The following is a 17755-nucleotide window of genomic DNA, read 5'->3' as shown; positions in this document are numbered from 1 at the left end:
CAACGTGGCGATGGCTAAGAGTGTACTGCACCCGTCATACGTGCGCGAGGCGCAGAAAGCACAACGCCCGGCATAACCGGGCGTTGTTTGCGATGCATCAATTAGCTTTTAACGATAGGCGGGATGTACACCACGCCCATGTCCCAAGGCTGCTCGATCCAGGTATTCTGCGGGATATCGACAATGTAGTCGTCCACTAACGCACGGCCGGCGGGCTTGGCGAAGATGGTGCAGAAGCGCGCTTTGGGATACATGTCGCGGATCGCCTGCGCGGTGCCGCCGGTATCAACCAGGTCGTCAATTACGATGAAGCCTTCACCGTCGCCTTCGGCACGCTTCAGCACTTTCATTTCGCGCTGATGATCGTGATCGTAGCTGGAGATGCACACGGTATCGACATAGCGAATACCCAGTTCACGTGCCAGCAGCGATGCCGGAACCAGACCACCACGGCTTACCGCGATGATACCTTTCCACTGTTCCACAGGAAGCAGGCGCTGGGCCAGTTTACGGGCATGGATTTGCAACATGTCCCAGGTTACGACGTATTTTTCGCTCATATAAAGGAATCCCGGCCAAGAAACTTGGCTTAAAAAATATGCAAGGGGGAAAAGGTTGCGCGAGATTATAAGGATCTGACGCCTTAAAAACCAGCACCTGTCTTACTGGTTGCAGGTTTTTAGCGCGCCTGATTGCGCACCCGGCGAGAAACAGTGATATTCTCAGGCCCATCACGTCAGATTTTCTGACGACGATTTTCACTGGAAACCCGCGTGCGTGCGGTCTGTCCGCCACGCTGACACAGGAGATGCATGGTGTCTGAATTGTCGCAACTTTCACCCCAACCGCTGTGGGATATTTTTGCCAAAATCTGTTCCATTCCACACCCTTCTTACCACGAAGAAGCGCTGGCCGAACACGTTGTAGGCTGGGCAAAAGAGCAAGGTTTTTGGGTTGAGCGCGATCAGGTTGGCAACATCCTGATTCGTAAACCCGCGACCGCTGGCATGGAAAAACGCACGCCGGTGGCGCTGCAGGCGCACCTTGATATGGTGCCGCAGAAGAACAATGACACGGTGCACGACTTCACCACCGATCCGATTCAGCCGTACGTTGATGGCGAATGGGTGAAAGCGCGCGGCACCACGCTGGGCGCGGATAACGGCATTGGTATGGCTTCAGCGCTGGCAGTACTGGCTGACAACAGCCTGATTCACGGCCCGCTGGAAGTGCTGCTGACCATGACCGAAGAGTCGGGCATGGACGGTGCATTTGGTTTACAGCCGAACTGGTTGCAGGCTGACATTCTGATCAACACCGACTCTGAAGAGGAAGGTGAGATCTATATGGGTTGCGCCGGTGGTATCGACTTCATCACCACCCTGCCGCTGACCCGTGAAGCGATTCCGGCTGGTTATGAAACGCTGAAGCTGACGCTGAAAGGCCTGAAAGGCGGCCACTCTGGTGCCGACATTCATCATGGTCTGGGCAACGCCAACAAACTGCTGGCACGTTTCCTGGCGCTGCACGCGCGTGAACTCGATGTACGTCTGATCGAATTCACCGGCGGTACGCTGCGTAACGCCATCCCGCGTGAAGCTTTCGCTACGCTGGCGATCGACAGCCATAAAGTAGACGCGCTGAAATCTGCTGCGGCACATTTCCAGGCGACGCTGCTGAACGAGCTGGGCATTAAAGAGAAGAACATCGCTGTGATCACCGAGTCGCTGGCGCATCAAGGCCAGGCACTTAATGCAGACAGCCGCGATCGTTTCCTCAATCTGCTGAACGCCACACCAAACGGTGTGATCCGTAACTCCGACGTCGCCAAAGGCGTGGTGGAAACCTCGCTGAACGTTGGCGTAGTGACCATGGATCGCGACAATGCCGAAATCATCTGCCTGATTCGTTCACTGATCGATACCGGCAAAGATTGGGTAGTGGAAGTTCTGACTTCGCTGGCCGAGCTGGCGGGCGCAAAAAGCGCACCGAAAGGCGGCTATCCTGGCTGGCAGCCCGATGCCGATTCACCGGTGATGGCGCTGACGCGTAAAACCTATGAAGCGCTGTTTGGCAAAACGCCAAACATTCAGGTGATTCACGCCGGTCTGGAGTGTGGTCTGTTCAAAAAGCCGTATCCGAATATGGATATGGTTTCGATCGGTCCAACCATCACCGGCCCGCACTCACCGGATGAGCAGGTACACATCGAGAGCGTCGGTCTGTACTGGAAACTGCTGACCGGGCTGCTGAGCGTGGTGCCCGAAAAAGCGTAAATTTATGCTTTGTTGATTGGTCGCCATGAATGGCGACCCTACGTTTAATTCGCTGAGTTTTCGTAGGGTGCGCATTCATGCGCACCAGCATATATCGTCGATTTATTGCTTATGTGAGCGGCATTACGGCTTCGGTCGGTTTTTTTATCGATGCCGCATTTTCATAATCCCAACACCAACTGCCGCTCCAGCTGCGGATCAACCATCGTGACATGCAATCCCACCAGCCGTACGCCGCGCCCTGCCCGACGCTCATCCCACGCCTGACGCGCTACCGCAATAATGTCGTCTTTATTCAGTACCGGCCAAACATGTTCCTGTGTGGTTTGCTGGAAGTCGTTGAACTTCAGCTTTACGCCTTGCCTTGCGATCTGTTTATCCGGCTTGATGGCCGTTAAACGGCGCTCCAACTCAGCATAAAGAAAATCAATAATTTCCAGACACTGTTCCCAGCTATGGATGTCTTCCATCAGCGTGCGCTCAACGCCGAGCGATTTGCGCTCACGCTCGACCACCACATTTCGCTCGTCGATGCCGTTGCTGCGTTCCCACAAGATGCGGCCAAATTTGCCAAAGCGTTTAAGTAGCAGTACCAGATCGGTACGCTGCACATCGGCGCAGGTGCGCAAACCCATCTCTTCCAGCTTTTTGGTTGCGACTTTACCTACGCCAGGAATTTTGCTCAGCGGCAACGTCAGTAAAAAATCGGCCATCGCGTCCGGTGTAATCACATATTGCCCGTCGGGTTTGTTGAGATCGGAAGCGATTTTGGCGAGGAACTTAATCGGCGCAATACCCGCGGAAGCGGTTAAGCCGGTTTCACGCAGGATATCGGCGCGAATCGCCTGTGCCATAAGCGTGGCCGAGCCATGACAGTGCAGGCTATCGGTAACATCCAGATAGGCTTCATCCAGCGACAGCGGTTCAATCAGCGAAGTGTAACGCGAGAAGATGTCACGGATCTGATGGGAAGCTTCTTTATACGCCTCAAAACGGCCAGGCAGCAGCCGCAAATGCGGACAGAGTTTGAGCGCCATGCCCGTTGGCATCGCGCTGCGCACGCCATATTTGCGTGCCGGATAATTGGCGGTACTGATTACCCCACGTTGCACACGGCTACCACCGATAGCGATAGGAATATCACGTAAAGAGGGATCGTCGCGCATCTCAACCGCTGCATAAAAGCAGTCCATATCGACATGAATAATTTTGCGCATACGCCCTCCGAATACTGGGTAAGTATACAGTAGAGAAAATTATCGGCAATAAATGTTGAGTGAGAGATTAAAGTTTACAAATATAGGGTCGTATTCCTTTTAGGAACGCGCCATTTTCTAAGACATCGGCTTGATTAAAAGCCAGACAATGTTAATGTTGCGCTGCGATAGCGGATATTTCCGATAATGCAATACCCGGACGCTTAGCGTCATCGTCTCTCTTCACTTCAAGGTATCTACAGAATGGGCAGAATCGCATTATTGCTTGCGATGATTCTTATGCCAGCCCTTAGCTGGGCAATTAACCCCGAGCCTACGCAACCGCTGGCTCCGGTGAGCAAAGAGTTAAAGAAACAATTAATTGGTACACCTGTATTTATTCAGATTTTCAAGGAAGAGCGTACGCTGGAACTGTACGGCAAAATCGGCAATGAATATCGTTTGCTGGACAGCTATCGCATCTGTAATTTCTCTGGCGGTTTAGGGCCTAAACGTCGCCAGGGCGATTTCAAAAGTCCGGAAGGCTTTTATAACGTCAAGCTAAACCAGTTAAAACCTGATAGCCGTTTTTATCGCGCCATTAATACCGGTTTTCCCAACCAATACGATCGCGCCAAAGGCTATGACGGTAACTATTTAATGATTCACGGTGATTGCGTATCGATTGGTTGCTACGCGATGACCAATGCGTCAATGGATGAGATCTTCAACTACACCAACGCCGCACTGCGTAATGGTCAGCAGGAGATTCAGGTCAACATCTATCCATTCCGCATGACAGACAGCAACATGCAGCGCCACCGTTATTCGACTTACATTACCTTCTGGCGTGAACTGCAGCCGGGCTATGCCTACTTTGCGAAGTACCGTGTGCCGCCCACCGTGAACGTGACGGCAACCGGTCAATATGCGGTGAACAACACGCCAGCGATTTCGACGCTGGATGCTGCCTCGAAATCATTCCTGGCGCTCACCCAGACAAAATAATGCCCACTCGCCTGGCACTATCCGGTGCCAGGTTTCATTTCCCGTCAGCGGTTGCGTGGCAATCACCGTCACCACATCTTTTGGCGTGGTCTGCTGCTGAAAATCAATCTCCACATCTTGATCGAGCAGCGTGGCTTTGCCAAACGGCGCGCGACGCGTAATCCAATAGAGATTGGTCGAGCAAAACGCCATTAAGTAGCGCCCGTCTGATAACAGCATGTTGAACACGCCCTTCCCACGCATTTCCGCTGCCAGCTCGGCAATATAGCGGAACACCGCTGGCCAGTTGCCCGGCGTGCGTGGATAGCGCTCGGTGAGTTTATGCAGCATCCAGCAGAAGGCCTTCTCGCTGTCAGTTTCACCGATGGGGCGGAAAGGCCCGGTATCCAGTTGTCGATATCCTTTGAGCTGGCCATTGTGCGCGTAGGTCCAGTTACGGCCCCACAGCTCACGCGTGAACGGATGGGTATTTTCCAGCGACACTTCACCACGATTCGCCTGGCGGATATGCGCGACTACCGAATGCGATTTGATCGGATATTCCTGCACCAAACGGGCAATCGGTGAGTTATAGCTCGGCTGCGGATCTTTAAAGGTGCGGCAGCCTTTACCTTCGTAAAAGGTAATGCCCCACCCATCTTTGTGCGGCCCGGTTCCACCGCCACGCTGCACCAGACCGGTAAAACTGAAACAGATGTCCGTTGGGACATTGGCGCTCATCCCGAGCAATTCGCACATAGCAACCGCCTTAAGTTAGCACCTCTCACACGCGGCGAGAGGAACGCATCATGACTTAACCATCTCTTTTTCAATCAACAGCATCAGGATATGGATCACTTTAATGTGGATCTCCTGAATGCGATCGGCATAGCCAAAGTGCGGTACACGAATTTCAATATCCGCTGAACCTGCCATTTTGCCCCCATCTTTGCCGGTCAGGGTGATCACTTTCATCCCCTTCGCGCGTGCCGCTTCAACGGCTTTAATGATGTTGGCTGAGTTACCGGAGGTGGACAGCCCCAACAGCACATCACCTTCGCGCCCTACCGCCTCGATATAGCGTGAGAACACGTAGTCGTAACCAAAATCGTTGCTGACGCAGGAGAGATGGCTGACATCAGAAATGGCAATCGCCGGGTAGCCAGGACGGTTTTCACGATAGCGGCCAGTTAACTCTTCAGCAAAATGCATCGCATCGCAGTGCGAGCCGCCATTACCGCAGGAGAGCACTTTACCGCCCGCTTTAAAGCTATCGGCCAGCAGAACGGCGGCGCGCTGAATCGCGTGAATATTGGCTTCGTCACTCAGGAACGTATTGAGCGTATCGGCTGCTTCATTGAGTTCTGAGCGAATAATGTCCTGATACATAGAGATGTCCTTTAGAGGAAAGATTGACCCGGCAAGTTTAACGGAATGGGAGTAAGCCGCAAAGCGCCCGCAATAAGGAAAAGCGCGGCGTCTCGAGGAAGTTTGGCAGTTGTTGCGCATCCTGCAACGAATTTGTGAGATGCGTTGTAATTGCGATGTAAACAGATTGATAAATTTTATCCCATATTCTAAACCTACACCCATAACAGGTCAGACCTCTTACTACTTATGGAGTGGTTCATTATGTTGGTTGCCTCAATCGTTGCGACGCTGATTCTGCTTAGCGTTTTGTTCTACCACCAGATTTCACTGCTACTCAGCAGTGTCATCTTACTGCTGTGGACCGGCGCGCTGGCCGCGGCGGGCGTGTGGACGCCATGGATGTTACTGCCGCTGGCGATCATTCTGCTGCCGTTTAACCTGCCCGTGATGCGCCGCAGCCTGTTCTCTAAACCGGCGCTGCACAGTTTCCAGAAAGTGATGCCGCCGATGTCGCGCACCGAAAAAGAGGCGATCGACGCCGGTACCACGTGGTGGGAAGGCGATCTGTTCCGCGGCAAACCGGATTGGCAGAAGCTGCACAATTACCCGCAGCCGCGCCTGACTGAAGAGGAGCAAGCCTTTATTGATGGCCCGGTTGAAGAAGCCTGCCGCATGGCGAATGACTTCGAAATCACTCATGAAATGGCCGATCTGCCGCCGGAGCTGTGGGCATATCTGAAACAGCATCGCTTCTTCGCCATGATCATTAAGAAAGAGTATGGCGGCCTGGAATTCTCAGCCTATGCGCAGGCGCGTGTGCTGCAGAAGCTGGCGGGCGTGTCCGGTATTCTGGCCATCACCGTCGGCGTACCTAACTCACTTGGCCCAGGCGAACTGCTGCAACATTACGGTACCGATGAGCAGAAAGATCATTATCTGCCCCGCCTGGCGCGCGGTGATGAGATTCCTTGCTTTGCGTTGACCAGCCCGGAAGCGGGTTCTGATGCCGGCGCAATTCCCGATATCGGCGTGGTGTGCATGGGCGAGTGGCAAGGTCAGCAAGTGTTGGGCATGCGTCTTACCTGGAACAAGCGCTATATCACGCTGGCACCGATTGCCACCGTGCTTGGGCTGGCGTTTAAACTCTCCGATCCGGATCATCTGCTGGGCGATACTGAAGAACTCGGCATCACCTGCGCATTGATCCCAACCCAGACACCGGGTGTGGAGATCGGCCAGCGCCACTTCCCGCTCAACGTGCCCTTCCAGAACGGCCCGACGCGCGGCCAGGATATTTTCGTACCGATTGATTTCATTATTGGCGGCCCTTCGATGGCCGGCCAGGGCTGGCGCATGCTGGTGGAGTGTTTGTCGGTCGGTCGCGGTATTACGCTGCCATCGAACTCAACCGGCAGCGTGAAAAGCATTGCGCTAGCGACCGGTGCGTATGCGCATATCCGTCGTCAGTTCAAAGTCTCCATCGGCAAGATGGAAGGTATCGAAGAACCGCTGGCACGCATTGCCGGTAATGCTTACGTGATGGACGCCGCCGCTACGCTGATCACTAGCGGCATCATGCTTGGTGAAAAACCGGCGGTGCTGTCGGCGATTGTGAAGTATCACTGCACCCATCGCGGTCAGCGCACCATTATCGACGCCATGGATATCGCCGGTGGGAAAGGCATTATGCTGGGCGAAAACAACTTCCTGGCGCGGGCTTATCAGGGGGCTCCCATTGCCATCACCGTGGAAGGCGCCAATATCCTGACGCGCAGCATGATCATCTTCGGCCAGGGCGCGATCCGCTGCCATCCGTGGGTGCTGGAAGAGATGAATGCCGCCGCGAAAAACGATGTGGTGACCTTTGACCGCGCACTCTTCAGCCATATCGGCCACGTGGGCAGTAATAAAGTACGCAGCCTGTGGCTGGGCTTGACCGGCGGTCGCACCAGCGCCACGCCAACCCGCGACGCCACGCGCCGCTACTATCAGCACCTTAACCGTTTGAGCGCGAACCTCGCGCTGCTGTCAGATGTATCGATGGCGGTATTGGGTGGCAGCCTGAAGCGTCGTGAGCGCATCTCGGCACGTCTCGGCGATGTGTTAAGTCAGATGTATCTGGCCTCCGCCACCCTGAAGCGCTATGACGATGAAGGTCGTAACGAAGCCGATTTGCCGCTGGTACATTGGGGCGTGCAGGATGCGCTGCATCAGGCCGAAGTGGCGATGGATGACCTGCTGCGTAACTTCCCGAATCGCATGGTTGCCGGTGCGCTGCGATGTGTGATTTTCGCTGGTGGTCATCACTGCCCGGCGCCGTCCGATAAACTGGATCACAAACTGGCGAAACTGCTGCAGCTGCCCTCTGCGACACGCACCCGTTTGGGCCGCGGCCAGTATCTGGCACCAAGCGCGCATAATCCTGCCGGTCAATTGGAGCAAGCATTACAGGACGTGATGGCAGCCGAAGTGATTCACGATCGTCTGTGCCAGCAGCAGAAAAAGCACCTGTCGTTCACCCGGCTGGATGCACTGGCACAGCGTGCATTGAAAGAAGGCTGGATTGATCAGAATGAAGCGCAGGTGCTGATCCGCGCTGAAGCCAGCCGCCTGAAAGCGATTAACGTGGATGATTTTGCACCGGAAGCACTGGCAGTGCCAAAGCCGCAAGGTAAGCCCACCGCGCGAACAAACGAAGCCGCGTAAAACACTAAAGCCTCCCTCTGGAGGCTTTTTTTTCGTTTAGTTTTCAATGTGTCGATCTGTTTAGACCTCTAAGCGTCTGGATTGCCCTATATTCTCATCCTGTTTATAGTGACAACGACATGAGGTGACTTCGCAACGACATTCGTGCTTAAGGCCATAAACAATGACGCAGCCCAACCTGATCCCCGAGAGCAAATTACCGGCGCTCGGCACCACTATTTTCACGCAAATGAGCGCACTGGCGCAGCAACACAACGCCATTAACCTTTCGCAAGGCTTCCCCGATTTCGACGGTCCGCGCTATTTGCAAGAACGTCTGGCCTATCACGTTAGCCAGGGCGCCAACCAATATGCGCCGATGATCGGCGTACTGCCGCTGCGTGAAGCTATTGTAGAGAAAACCGCTGAGCTGTATGGTCACACGCCCGACGTCAACAGTGACGTCACCGTGACAACCGGCGCGACTGAAGCGCTGTACGCCGCGATTACCGCGCTGGTACGTGAGGGTGACGAAGTGATCTGCTTCGACCCAAGCTATGACAGCTACGCGCCTGCCGTGCAGCTGGCGGGTGGCGTATTGAAACGCATCGCCTTGCAGCCGCCGGGTTTCCGCGTGGACTGGAGCGAATTCCGCAGCCTGCTGAGCAGCAAAACCCGCTTAGTGATTCTGAATACGCCGCACAATCCTTCCGCCACCGTGTGGCGCAAAAGCGATTATGCCGAGCTGTGGCAGGCAATTGCTGAGCAGGAAATCTATGTGCTGAGTGATGAAGTGTACGAGCACATCTGCTTCACCGCAGAAGGCCATGCCAGCGTGTTAGCCCATGCCGAACTGCGACAGCGTTCGGTTGCGGTGGCGTCATTTGGTAAAACTTTCCATATGACTGGCTGGAAAGTAGGTTACTGCATCGCGCCTGCTGCCATCAGCGCTGAAATCCGCAAAGTGCATCAGTATCTGACCTTTTCGGTCAATACGCCGGCGCAGTTGGCGATTGCCGATATGCTGCGTCAGGAGCCAGAGCACTACCGCGAACTGCCGGAATTTTACCGCGCACGCCGCGACCGCTTTGTTCAGGCACTCTCCACCAGCCGTTTTAAGGTGCTGCCCTGTGAAGGCACCTATTTCCTGCTGGTGGATTACAGCGCGATTTCCGATTTGGATGACGTGAGTTTCTGTCAGCTGTTGACCAAAGAAGTGGGTGTGGCAGCCATTCCGCTCTCGGTATTTTGCGCCGATCCCTTCCCGCATAAGCTGATTCGTCTGTGCTTTGCCAAACAGGAAGCCACGCTTGACGCTGCTGCGGAGCGTCTGGCTCAGCTTTAAACATTGTCTTTGAAGTAATAAAAAAACCCCGGCAAGCCGGGGTTTATTTTTTCCTTGATGAATTACAGCTCGAAGCGATCCAGGTTCATCACTTTGGTCCATGCAGCCACGAAGTCGGTAACGAACTTCTGCTTCGCATCGCTACTGGCGTAAACTTCAGCCAGCGCACGCAAAATCGCGTTCGATCCAAACACTAAATCGGCACGCGTGGCGCTGAACTTAACTTCGCCACTCAGACGATCGCGACCTTCAAACAGCTCTTCGCTCTCATCGGTCGCTTTCCACGCAGTGCGCATATCCAGCAGGTTAACGAAGAAGTCGTTGCTCAGTACGCCAACACGATCGGTGAACACGCCGTGTTGGCCGCCGTCGAAGTTGGTGCCCAGCACGCGCAGACCACCTAACAACACCGTCAGTTCTGGCGCGCTCAGCGTCAGCTGCTGTGCTTTGTCTAATAGCAACGTTTCGGTTGAAGAACCTTTCGCGCTGCGACGATAGTTACGGAAGCCGTCGGCCAGCGGCTGCAGGAAGTTGAACGACTCCACGTCGGTTTGATCCTGACGCGCATCGACACGGCCCGGCGTGAACGGCACTTGCGTTGCCACGCCCGCTGCGGCGGCGGCCAGCTCGATACCCACGCTACCCGCCAGCACAATGACATCGGCGAGTGATGCCTTGCCCGATTCCTGCTGAATCTTCTGCAAGGTTGGCAGCACATCCGCAATAACGCTGGCATTCACCGCCCAATCTTTTTGCGGCGCTAATGCCAGACGCGCACCGTTGGCACCGCCGCGTTTGTCGCCACCGCGGAAAGTCGAGGCCGAGGCCCACGCGGCAGAAACCAACTGACTGACGCTCAAGCCTGAAGCGGCAATGCGCGCTTTGATATCACTGATATCTGCAGGCGTTGGCTGATGGGTGGCCTGCGGTAACGGATCCTGCCAGATCAGATCTTCCTTCGGCACTTCCGGACCGATATACCGCGCTTTTGGTCCCATATCGCGGTGTGTCAGTTTGAACCACGCGCGTGCAAAGGCTTCGTTGAACGCCTGCGGATCGTTAAGGAAGCGGCGCGAGATCTTGCCGAACTCTTCATCGAAACGCAGCGTCAGATCGGTTACCAGCATGGTCGGCTTACGTTTTTTCTCGGGATCAAACGGATCCGGGATAATCGCTTCGGCATCAACCGCTTCGAACTGGATCGCGCCCGCCGGGCTGTGCGTCTGTACCCATTCGTATTTGAACAGGTTCTCAAAGAAGTAGTTGCTCCACTGCGTTGGGGTTTGCGTCCACACCACTTCTAAGCCTGAAGTGATGGCATCTTTACCCACGCCGCTGGCGTAGCTGCTGGTCCAGCCCAGGCCCTGTGCTTCAATCGGTGACTCTTCAGGATCGACGCCCACATGGCTGGCTTCTGCCGCACCGTGCGTTTTACCCAACGTATGACCGCCAGCAATCAGCGCCACGATCTCTTCGTCGTTCATGCCCATATTGCCGAAGGTGGCACGAATCGCCGGCGCGGCAGATTTTGGATCGCCGCTGGCTTCCGGACCTTCCGGGTTCACGTAGATCAGGCCCATTTCGGTGGCACCCAACGGGGCGTTGGCAAGCGCTTCTGGATGGCGATGCGCCAGCCATTCGGTTTCGTGGCCCCAATCCACATCCATATCCGGTTCCCACACATCTTCACGACCGGCACCAAAGCCGAAAGTGCGGAAGCCCGCATTTTCCAGCGACACATTGCCCGCCAGAATATAGAGATCGGCCCAGGAAATTTTCTGACCATATTTTTGTTTCACCGGCCACAGCAGGCGACGCGCTTTATCTAGGCTGACGTTATCCGGCCATGAGTTAAGCGGGGCAAAACGCTGCTGACCACGACCTGAACCGCCGCGACCATCGATGGTGCGATAGGTACCCGCGCTGTGCCACGCCATGCGAATGAACAGCCCAATATAGCTGCCCCAGTCGGCTGGCCACCAGGATTGCGAATCGGTGAGAAGTGCGCGGATATCGGCTTTTAATGCGGAGTAATCAAGCTTGCTGAATTCGTCGCGGTAATTGAAGGTGTCACTGAGCGGATTGGAACGGTTGGAGTGCTGATTTAACAGATCGACACGTAGCATATTCGGCCACCAGTCGCGGTTGGACGTCCCGCCACCGGCGCCGCGCGCCAAAACACTCTTCTCTTCAGAGGCCCCGTGATGAAAGGGGCATTTACCTGAGGCTGCTGCATTATCGTTATTGTCGTGCGTGCTCATTTTTCGGCTCCATTGGCTTCACATTACTTTCTAATATGCGACTAAGATTAGCCGTACTTTAGTCAAGAATATATTTGGATGAACCGAAGGTTTTGATAGTTGCTGGCTTTCAAGCGCAGCCGTGTGATGTGAGCCACATTTTAGGTTTATTAAACGCATCTGTCGTAGCGGCGCAATTTATTGCGCATCCTATTCGCGATGGAATGCGCGATAAATCGCGCCGCTACGACCGGTGCGAGGGAGATGAATCAGCTACCGCGATAGGTTGACCACGACCACGGCGAGATGAGAAACGGCAGATGATAATGGCTGCCCGTGGCAGCAATCACGAAATCAATCTGCGCACTGACATACAGCGCATCGCGCCCTTCAGCGGCAAAGTAGTCGCCGATCTCCGCCGTCAAACGATAATGACCCGGCGCGAGCGGCTCGGGCGTCAAATCTTTGATGCGCCCGTCGCTGTCAGTTTTGCCTTCCACCAGCGGCAGCCACCCTTCCGGGCTGTTCTGCTCCAGCGAAACCGCCACGCCAATCGCCGGTCTACCCAGCGCGGTATCGAGAATATGCGTCGTAATAGTGCTCATGTGATGCTCTCCTTCAGCCGTAACAGGGTGATTTCACGCAGCTGCGTCAGCGCTTCACGCTGTTCAGTCTGTGCATCGTTATTGAGACGACGCTGCAATTCCGCCAGCATCTCCTCGCCGCTGCGCCCTTTAGCGCGAATCAAAAATACCTGACCAAAACGCTGCTCGTAGGTTTGATTGCCGGCCAGCATCGCCAGCTGGAGCGCGCCGTCCGCCCGCTGCATCGCCGACTGCTCACTGCGCGACAACGCCGCTTCCTTGTCCGCACCCGCCACCTTGTCGCCAATGCGTGGATGGGCGCTCAGCGCCTGCGCCAGATCATCGGCTTGCCACAACTGACCCAGGCGATCGGCTTCGGCCTGTAACGCCGCGATGTCGGCAAAAGGCCGTGCCGCCACCAGCTTCTGTTGCCACGCTGGAATCGCCACACAGTGCGCAATGGTCGCCTGCGCGGCTTGCGGTGAGAGCTGATTAAAACTTACCAGATCCATATTTCGCTTCCTTTAAGCACGGGCGATGTCGCAAACCGCTTGCAGATAGGCCTGCACGCCCAGCGCCACATCGTCCGCCTGCACCGACTCCGCCGGATGATGGCTGATACCGCGATGGTTGCGCACAAACAGCATGCCGACCGGCCAGCGCTCGGCGATGGCAATCGCATCGTGGCCCGCGCCGCTCGGTAGCGACAGACTGCGCCCCTGCACCGTTTCCACCGCGTGACTCAGCGCCTGCTGTAAGCGCGCATCACAGGCGGTGGCGGCAATGTGGTAATACTCATTGGCATTAAAAGTGAGTCCGCGACGCAGTGCAATTGCCTGTGCCTGGGTGAGCAGCGTGGAGAGCAAGCGCTCCAGCGGCTCATCCTGCGGGCCGCGTACGTCAAGCGACAGCTGCACTTCGCCGGGAATCACGTTGACCGCGCCCGGTAAACAGCTCAGCGTACCGACCGTCGCCACCAGCTGCGGGTCATGCTCGGCGGTGGTGTGTTCGATAAACACCATCCATTCGGCGGCGGCGGCCAGCGCATCTTTGCGATGCATCATCGGCACGGTACCGGCGTGACCGGCTTCTCCGATAAAACTGCAGTTAAGACGACGCGCGCCATTGATCGCCGTGACCACGCCGAGCGCTAAATCTTCCTGTTCAAGACACGGACCTTGCTCAATATGCAGCTCCAGATAGGCAGCGATGTCATTCACATCGCGCGCTGCATCACGAATTTTTGCCGCATCGAAACCGACATCCTGCATCGCTTCCGCCACGGTGATGCCGTTGCCATCGGGATGCGTTACCCAGCTGTCGGGCCAGCTGCCGGTAATGCCACGACTGCCGAGCAGCGTGATGCCGAAGCGCGTGCCCTCTTCGTCGCCAAAACCCACAATCTCAATCGCCAACGGCAAACGCTGTTGACGATCGTGCAGCCACTGAACGGTTTCGATGGCGCTTAACACGCCGAGCATGCCGTCATAGCGACCGGCATTACGCACCGTATCCAGATGCGAACCGAGCAGCAGCGCCTGCGCGCCCGACTGTGCCGCTTCATAGCGGCCACAAATATTGCCCACCGCATCCTGCCACGTCGTCATGCCTGCGGCCTGCATCCATTCGCCGACGCGCGCGTTGGCACGCAGCTGTTCCGGTGACAGATAAACGCGCGTCAGGCCGTCTTCGCTTTCGCTGATCTCCGCGAGGGCGTCACAGCGCGCCATGACGCGAGCGGCGGCAATTTGCGCCTCGCTGGCAGTCATCAGGCTTTGATTCATGCGCGGCTCCCGTAGAGATCCCATGCAGCTTGCATCGCCGCACCTTGCGTGGTGCGGAAGCCAACATGATTCAGCACCGCTTCCAGCGCGCTTAAGGTTTGCATCACGCAATCTTTGCGCGCGTTGTAGCCCATGGTGCCGATGCGCCACACTTTGCCATGCAGCGGACCAAACGAGGTGCCGATTTCAATGCCGAAATCCTCCAGCACCAACTTACGCACCTGATCGCCATTTACGCCCTGCGGGATCACCACGCCGAGCACGTTATTCATTTTGTGTTTAAGATCGCCGAAGGTTTCCAGGCCCATGCCCTGAATCCCTTTCAGCAGCGCCTCGCCGTGCAGTTTATGGCGCGCGATGCCGTTATCCAGTCCTTCCTGCATCATCAGGCGCGCACATTCACGCGCGCCAAACAGCGCGGTAGTGGCTTCGGTATGGTGATTAAGGCGTTCCGGCCCCCAGTAATCCATGATCATGCCAAGATCAAAATAGTTGGAGTAGATCATCTCGTCGTCGCCATCCTGATGTTCGGCGGTGCGGATGCCCTCTTCCACGCATTTGCGCTTGCGGATCACCGCTTCCATCTGCGGGCTCAGCGTGATCGGCGAGGTGCCGGACGGTCCGCCAAGGCACTTCTGCATCCCGGCAGAGACCGCATCGAGGCCCCACGCATCGGTTTCCAACGCATTACCGCCGAGCGAGGCGGTGGCATCGGTATAGAACAGCACGCCATATTTCTGGCAAATGGCGCCCAGCTCTTCCAGCGGCTGCAACATGGTGGTGGACGTATCGCCCTGCACCGTCAGCAGCAGGCGCGGCTGCACTTTTTTGATCGCATCTTCAATCTGATCCGGCGTGAACACTTCGCCCCACGGCACGTCGATGGTATGCACTTCCGCGCGGCAGCGGCGGGCAATTTCACACAGCAGATGACCGAAGCGGCCAAACACGGGCACCAGCACTTTGTCGCCCGGACGGATCGCCGACAGCAGAATCGCCTCGATACCGGCGCGTGAAGTGCCGTCGATCAGCATCGTCCAGCGGTTTTCAGTGCGGAATACGCCACGGTATAGCGCCATCACTTCGTTCATGTAGTGCGTCATGGCCGGATCGTACTGACCAACCAACTGGCTCGACATGGCGCGCAGCACGCGCGGATCGGCGTTGATCGGGCCCGGTCCCATCAGCAGACGCTGTGGCGGATTGATTTGCGAAAACTGGCTGATATCCATGAGGGTTTCCTTGTTATTCGTTTACAGACGCACCGTCGAGATAAACTGTTTCAGCTCCGCGGTTTGCGGATTGGCGAACAGTGTTTTGCTGTCGCCCTGCTCCCAGACGCGCCCCTGATGCATAAAGACCACACGATCGCCCACGTCGCGGGCGAAGTTCATTTCATGGGTGACGAGAATCAGCGTCATGCCTTCGGCGGCTAATTGCTCCAGCACTTTCAGCACTTCGCCCACCAACTCGGGATCGAGCGCTGAGGTGATCTCATCACAGAGTAAAACTTTAGGCTGCATCGCCAGCGCACGGGCAATCGCCACGCGCTGCTGCTGGCCGCCAGACAGATTGGCCGGGTAATAATTGATGCGCTCACCGAGGCCGACTTTCTCCAGCATCTGTGTCGCCAGTGCGCGGCATTCGGCTTCGCTTTTCTTCAGCACGCGACGTGGTGCCAGCATCACGTTTTCCAACGCCGTCATATGCGGGAAAAGGTTGAAGTTCTGGAACACCATGCCGACCGAGCGGCTAATTTCACGCGCTTGTGATTCACGATCGGTGATGGTCATGCCACCGAGTTTGATGCTGCCATCCTGATAGCCTTCCAGCCCGTTCATGCAGCGCAGCAAGGTACTTTTGCCCGATCCGCTGCGGCCGATAATCGAGATCACTTCGCCGTGGTCGACATCGAGATCGACCCCTTTCAGCACATGGTTGTCGCCGTAGTACTTCTGTACCTGATTAATGGTGATGAGCGGCATTGAATTTTTTCTCCAGGTACTGGCTGTAACGCGACAGCGGATAACACATCAGGAAATAACCGAGCGCCACCAGGCCAAATACCTTGAACGGCTCATAGGTCACGTTATTCAAAATGGTGCCGGCTTTAGTCAGCTCGACGAAACCGATAATCGAGGCCAGCGCAGTGCCTTTGATCACCTGCACGGCAAAACCCACGGTGGGTGCAATGGCAATACGAATCGCCTGCGGTGCGACCACGCGAAACAGCGTTTGACCAAAGGTCAGGCCAAGACAGCGCGATGCTTCCCACTGCCCTTTTGGCAGGGCGCGAATGCTGCCGTACCAGATATCCACCAGAAACGCGCTGGTGTAGAGCGTTAAGGCCAGCGAGGCGGCAGTCCAGGGCGCCACATCGATGCCAAACAAGCCAACACCGAAGAAGGCGAGAAACAGCTGCATCAGCAGCGGCGTGCCCTGAAAAAGCTCGGTGTAAGCGCGCACCAGGCGCATTGGCCATTTACGCTTCAGCAAGCGCATAAACAGCAGCGGCAAAGTCACCAACGTGCCGCCAAAAAACGCCACCAGCGAGAGTAAAATTGTCCAGCGCGCTGCCAGCAGCAGGTTACGCAGGATGTCCCAGTCGGTAAAAGTCGTCATGCCGGCTGCGCCCCCAACCATTTACGTCCCAGCGCCAGCAGCAGTTGGCGCATGGCAATCGACAACGCCAGATAGATCAGCGTGGTCACGAAATAGACCTCAAAACTCAAAAAGGTACGCGACTGAATCAGGTTGGCGGCGAAGGTCAACTCTTCGTACGACACTTGCGACACCACCGATGAGCCGAGCATCACAATGATGCATTGACTGACCAGCGCCGGATAAATGCGCTGCAGCGACGGCGGCAGCACCACGCGGATAAAGGTTTGCGTGCGGGTTAATCCCAGCACGCGCCCTGCTTCCCACTGACCGCGCGGCGTCACCTGAATCCCGGCACGAATGATTTCGGTGCTGTATGCCCCAAGGTTAATCAACATCGCCAACAGCGCGGCTTCGCCCGCCGTCAGTTTCAGGCCCAGATTGGGCAAACCAAAGACGATAAAAAACAGCTGCACCACAAATGGCGTATTACGGATCAGCTCGACATACACGCCCCAGATGCGGCTCGCCCAGCTCGGTTTGCCGCTGCGCAGCGCCGCGCCGAGAATGCCGAGGCTGACACCGCCGACAGTGGCGAGCACGGTGATCTGAATCGTGACCCACAGCCCGGCCAGCAACTCTGGCCAGTGCGGCCAGAGATCTGCAAAATTAAGTTGCCCCATGTT

The 17755-nt window shown here is 56.1% G+C and carries 16 protein-coding genes; 4 read left to right on the top strand and 12 right to left on the bottom strand.

Annotated elements, in window-relative coordinates; all coding sequences use genetic code 11:
• Nucleotides 1–101: 101 nt before the first annotated feature.
• Nucleotides 102–560, bottom strand: a complete 459-nt coding sequence (gene gpt / locus ACRQ84_RS00155; RefSeq protein ID WP_007887137.1) for a xanthine phosphoribosyltransferase — start codon at nucleotides 558–560, stop codon at nucleotides 102–104.
• Between the two features lie 255 nt (nucleotides 561–815).
• On the opposite strand from gpt, the gene pepD reads away from it, so the two are divergent.
• The gene (gene pepD / locus ACRQ84_RS00150) at nucleotides 816–2276 is read left to right on the top strand and encodes a beta-Ala-His dipeptidase (RefSeq protein ID WP_483817954.1); all 1461 of its coding nucleotides are present in this window, start codon (nucleotides 816–818) and stop codon (nucleotides 2274–2276) included.
• Nucleotides 2277–2437: 161 nt separating this feature from the next.
• Here pepD and dinB read toward each other — a convergent pair whose 3' ends face one another.
• Nucleotides 2438–3493: a DNA polymerase IV gene (gene dinB / locus ACRQ84_RS00145; RefSeq protein WP_483816865.1), complete on the bottom strand. Its 1056-nt coding sequence runs from the start codon at nucleotides 3491–3493 to the stop codon at nucleotides 2438–2440.
• Between the two features lie 243 nt (nucleotides 3494–3736).
• Here dinB and dpaA point away from each other — a divergent pair, with 243 nt between their 5' ends.
• The gene (gene dpaA / locus ACRQ84_RS00140) at nucleotides 3737–4480 is read left to right on the top strand and encodes a peptidoglycan meso-diaminopimelic acid protein amidase (protein WP_064740355.1); all 744 of its coding nucleotides are present in this window, start codon (nucleotides 3737–3739) and stop codon (nucleotides 4478–4480) included.
• Here dpaA and ACRQ84_RS00135 read toward each other — a convergent pair.
• Together ACRQ84_RS00135 and lpcA are read right to left on the bottom strand one after the other, a co-directional pair.
• Nucleotides 4451–5218, bottom strand: coding sequence for a class II glutamine amidotransferase (locus tag ACRQ84_RS00135; RefSeq protein ID WP_064740354.1), 768 nt, complete (start codon nucleotides 5216–5218; stop codon nucleotides 4451–4453). The genes dpaA and ACRQ84_RS00135 overlap by 30 nt on opposite strands.
• Nucleotides 5219–5266: 48 nt before the next feature.
• A complete protein-coding gene (gene lpcA, locus ACRQ84_RS00130; protein WP_064740353.1) occupies nucleotides 5267–5848 on the bottom strand; it encodes a D-sedoheptulose 7-phosphate isomerase in 582 nt (193 codons plus the stop codon).
• Between the two features lie 243 nt (nucleotides 5849–6091).
• On the opposite strand from lpcA, the gene fadE reads away from it, so the two are divergent.
• Together fadE and ACRQ84_RS00120 are read left to right on the top strand one after the other, a co-directional pair.
• On the top strand, nucleotides 6092–8536 hold the full coding sequence (fadE, locus tag ACRQ84_RS00125) for an acyl-CoA dehydrogenase FadE (protein WP_483816864.1): 2445 nt from the start codon (nucleotides 6092–6094) through the stop codon (nucleotides 8534–8536).
• 163 nt (nucleotides 8537–8699) lie between these two features.
• Nucleotides 8700–9860 (top strand): pyridoxal phosphate-dependent aminotransferase, encoded by a 1161-nt coding sequence (locus tag ACRQ84_RS00120; protein WP_483816863.1) that lies wholly within the window; start codon nucleotides 8700–8702, stop codon nucleotides 9858–9860.
• Between the two features lie 62 nt (nucleotides 9861–9922).
• On the opposite strand, the gene katG is transcribed toward ACRQ84_RS00120, so the two are convergent.
• The 8 genes from katG to ACRQ84_RS00080 all read right to left on the bottom strand — a co-directional run bounded on the left by katG (nucleotide 9923) and on the right by ACRQ84_RS00080 (nucleotide 17752).
• Nucleotides 9923–12121 carry a catalase/peroxidase HPI gene (gene katG, locus ACRQ84_RS00115; protein WP_064740350.1) on the bottom strand — a complete coding sequence of 733 codons (2199 nt, stop codon included), beginning with the start codon at nucleotides 12119–12121 and terminating at the stop codon, nucleotides 9923–9925.
• Nucleotides 12122–12369: 248 nt separating this feature from the next.
• Nucleotides 12370–12705, bottom strand: a complete 336-nt coding sequence (gene uraH, locus ACRQ84_RS00110) for a hydroxyisourate hydrolase (protein ID WP_483816862.1) — start codon at nucleotides 12703–12705, stop codon at nucleotides 12370–12372.
• Complete coding sequence (gene uraD, locus ACRQ84_RS00105) at nucleotides 12702–13196, bottom strand: 2-oxo-4-hydroxy-4-carboxy-5-ureidoimidazoline decarboxylase (RefSeq protein WP_483816861.1); 495 nt, start codon at nucleotides 13194–13196, stop codon at nucleotides 12702–12704. The genes uraH and uraD overlap by 4 nt, the downstream gene beginning before the upstream one ends.
• Before the next feature lie 12 nt (nucleotides 13197–13208).
• Nucleotides 13209–14468, bottom strand: coding sequence for an allantoate amidohydrolase (gene hpxK, locus ACRQ84_RS00100; RefSeq protein ID WP_483816860.1), 1260 nt, complete (start codon nucleotides 14466–14468; stop codon nucleotides 13209–13211).
• A complete protein-coding gene (locus ACRQ84_RS00095) occupies nucleotides 14465–15700 on the bottom strand; it encodes a pyridoxal-phosphate-dependent aminotransferase family protein (RefSeq protein WP_064740346.1) in 1236 nt (411 codons plus the stop codon). The genes hpxK and ACRQ84_RS00095 overlap by 4 nt, the downstream gene beginning before the upstream one ends.
• A 21-nt stretch (nucleotides 15701–15721) precedes the next feature.
• Nucleotides 15722–16453 carry an amino acid ABC transporter ATP-binding protein gene (locus tag ACRQ84_RS00090; protein ID WP_064740345.1) on the bottom strand — a complete coding sequence of 244 codons (732 nt, stop codon included), beginning with the start codon at nucleotides 16451–16453 and terminating at the stop codon, nucleotides 15722–15724.
• On the bottom strand, nucleotides 16434–17090 hold the full coding sequence (locus ACRQ84_RS00085) for an amino acid ABC transporter permease (protein WP_007887184.1): 657 nt from the start codon (nucleotides 17088–17090) through the stop codon (nucleotides 16434–16436). The genes ACRQ84_RS00090 and ACRQ84_RS00085 overlap by 20 nt, the downstream gene beginning before the upstream one ends.
• Entirely contained in the window at nucleotides 17087–17752 is a 666-nt protein-coding gene (locus ACRQ84_RS00080) for an amino acid ABC transporter permease (protein ID WP_064740344.1), read from the bottom strand. The genes ACRQ84_RS00085 and ACRQ84_RS00080 overlap by 4 nt, the downstream gene beginning before the upstream one ends.
• Nucleotides 17753–17755: the final 3 nt, after the last annotated feature.

It is taken from the genome of Pantoea sp. E2023-21 (assembly GCF_051302795.1).
GTDB lineage: Bacteria > Pseudomonadota > Gammaproteobacteria > Enterobacterales > Enterobacteriaceae > Pantoea > Pantoea ludwigii_A.
The sequence above is the reverse complement of the archived record's forward strand: the minus strand, read 5'-3'. Positions and strand labels throughout refer to the sequence as shown.

Bases quoted from the DNA above. Each gene is read 5' to 3' on its own strand.
- hpxK (WP_483816860.1), bottom strand. From the start codon at position 14,468: ATGAATCAAAGCCTGATGACTGCCAGCGAGGCGCAAATTGCCGCCGCT.
- katG (WP_064740350.1), bottom strand. From the start codon at position 12,121: ATGAGCACGCACGACAATAACGATAATGCAGCAGCCTCAGGTAAATGC.
- ACRQ84_RS00120 (WP_483816863.1), top strand. From the start codon at position 8,700: ATGACGCAGCCCAACCTGATCCCCGAGAGCAAATTACCGGCGCTCGGC.
- dpaA (WP_064740355.1), top strand. From the start codon at position 3,737: ATGGGCAGAATCGCATTATTGCTTGCGATGATTCTTATGCCAGCCCTT.
- ACRQ84_RS00135 (WP_064740354.1), bottom strand. From the start codon at position 5,218: ATGTGCGAATTGCTCGGGATGAGCGCCAATGTCCCAACGGACATCTGT.
- lpcA (WP_064740353.1), bottom strand. From the start codon at position 5,848: ATGTATCAGGACATTATTCGCTCAGAACTCAATGAAGCAGCCGATACG.
- dinB (WP_483816865.1), bottom strand. From the start codon at position 3,493: ATGCGCAAAATTATTCATGTCGATATGGACTGCTTTTATGCAGCGGTT.
- fadE (WP_483816864.1), top strand. From the start codon at position 6,092: ATGTTGGTTGCCTCAATCGTTGCGACGCTGATTCTGCTTAGCGTTTTG.
- gpt (WP_007887137.1), bottom strand. From the start codon at position 560: ATGAGCGAAAAATACGTCGTAACCTGGGACATGTTGCAAATCCATGCC.
- ACRQ84_RS00080 (WP_064740344.1), bottom strand. From the start codon at position 17,752: ATGGGGCAACTTAATTTTGCAGATCTCTGGCCGCACTGGCCAGAGTTG.
- ACRQ84_RS00095 (WP_064740346.1), bottom strand. From the start codon at position 15,700: ATGGATATCAGCCAGTTTTCGCAAATCAATCCGCCACAGCGTCTGCTG.
- ACRQ84_RS00085 (WP_007887184.1), bottom strand. From the start codon at position 17,090: ATGACGACTTTTACCGACTGGGACATCCTGCGTAACCTGCTGCTGGCA.
- ACRQ84_RS00090 (WP_064740345.1), bottom strand. From the start codon at position 16,453: ATGCCGCTCATCACCATTAATCAGGTACAGAAGTACTACGGCGACAAC.
- uraD (WP_483816861.1), bottom strand. From the start codon at position 13,196: ATGGATCTGGTAAGTTTTAATCAGCTCTCACCGCAAGCCGCGCAGGCG.
- uraH (WP_483816862.1), bottom strand. From the start codon at position 12,705: ATGAGCACTATTACGACGCATATTCTCGATACCGCGCTGGGTAGACCG.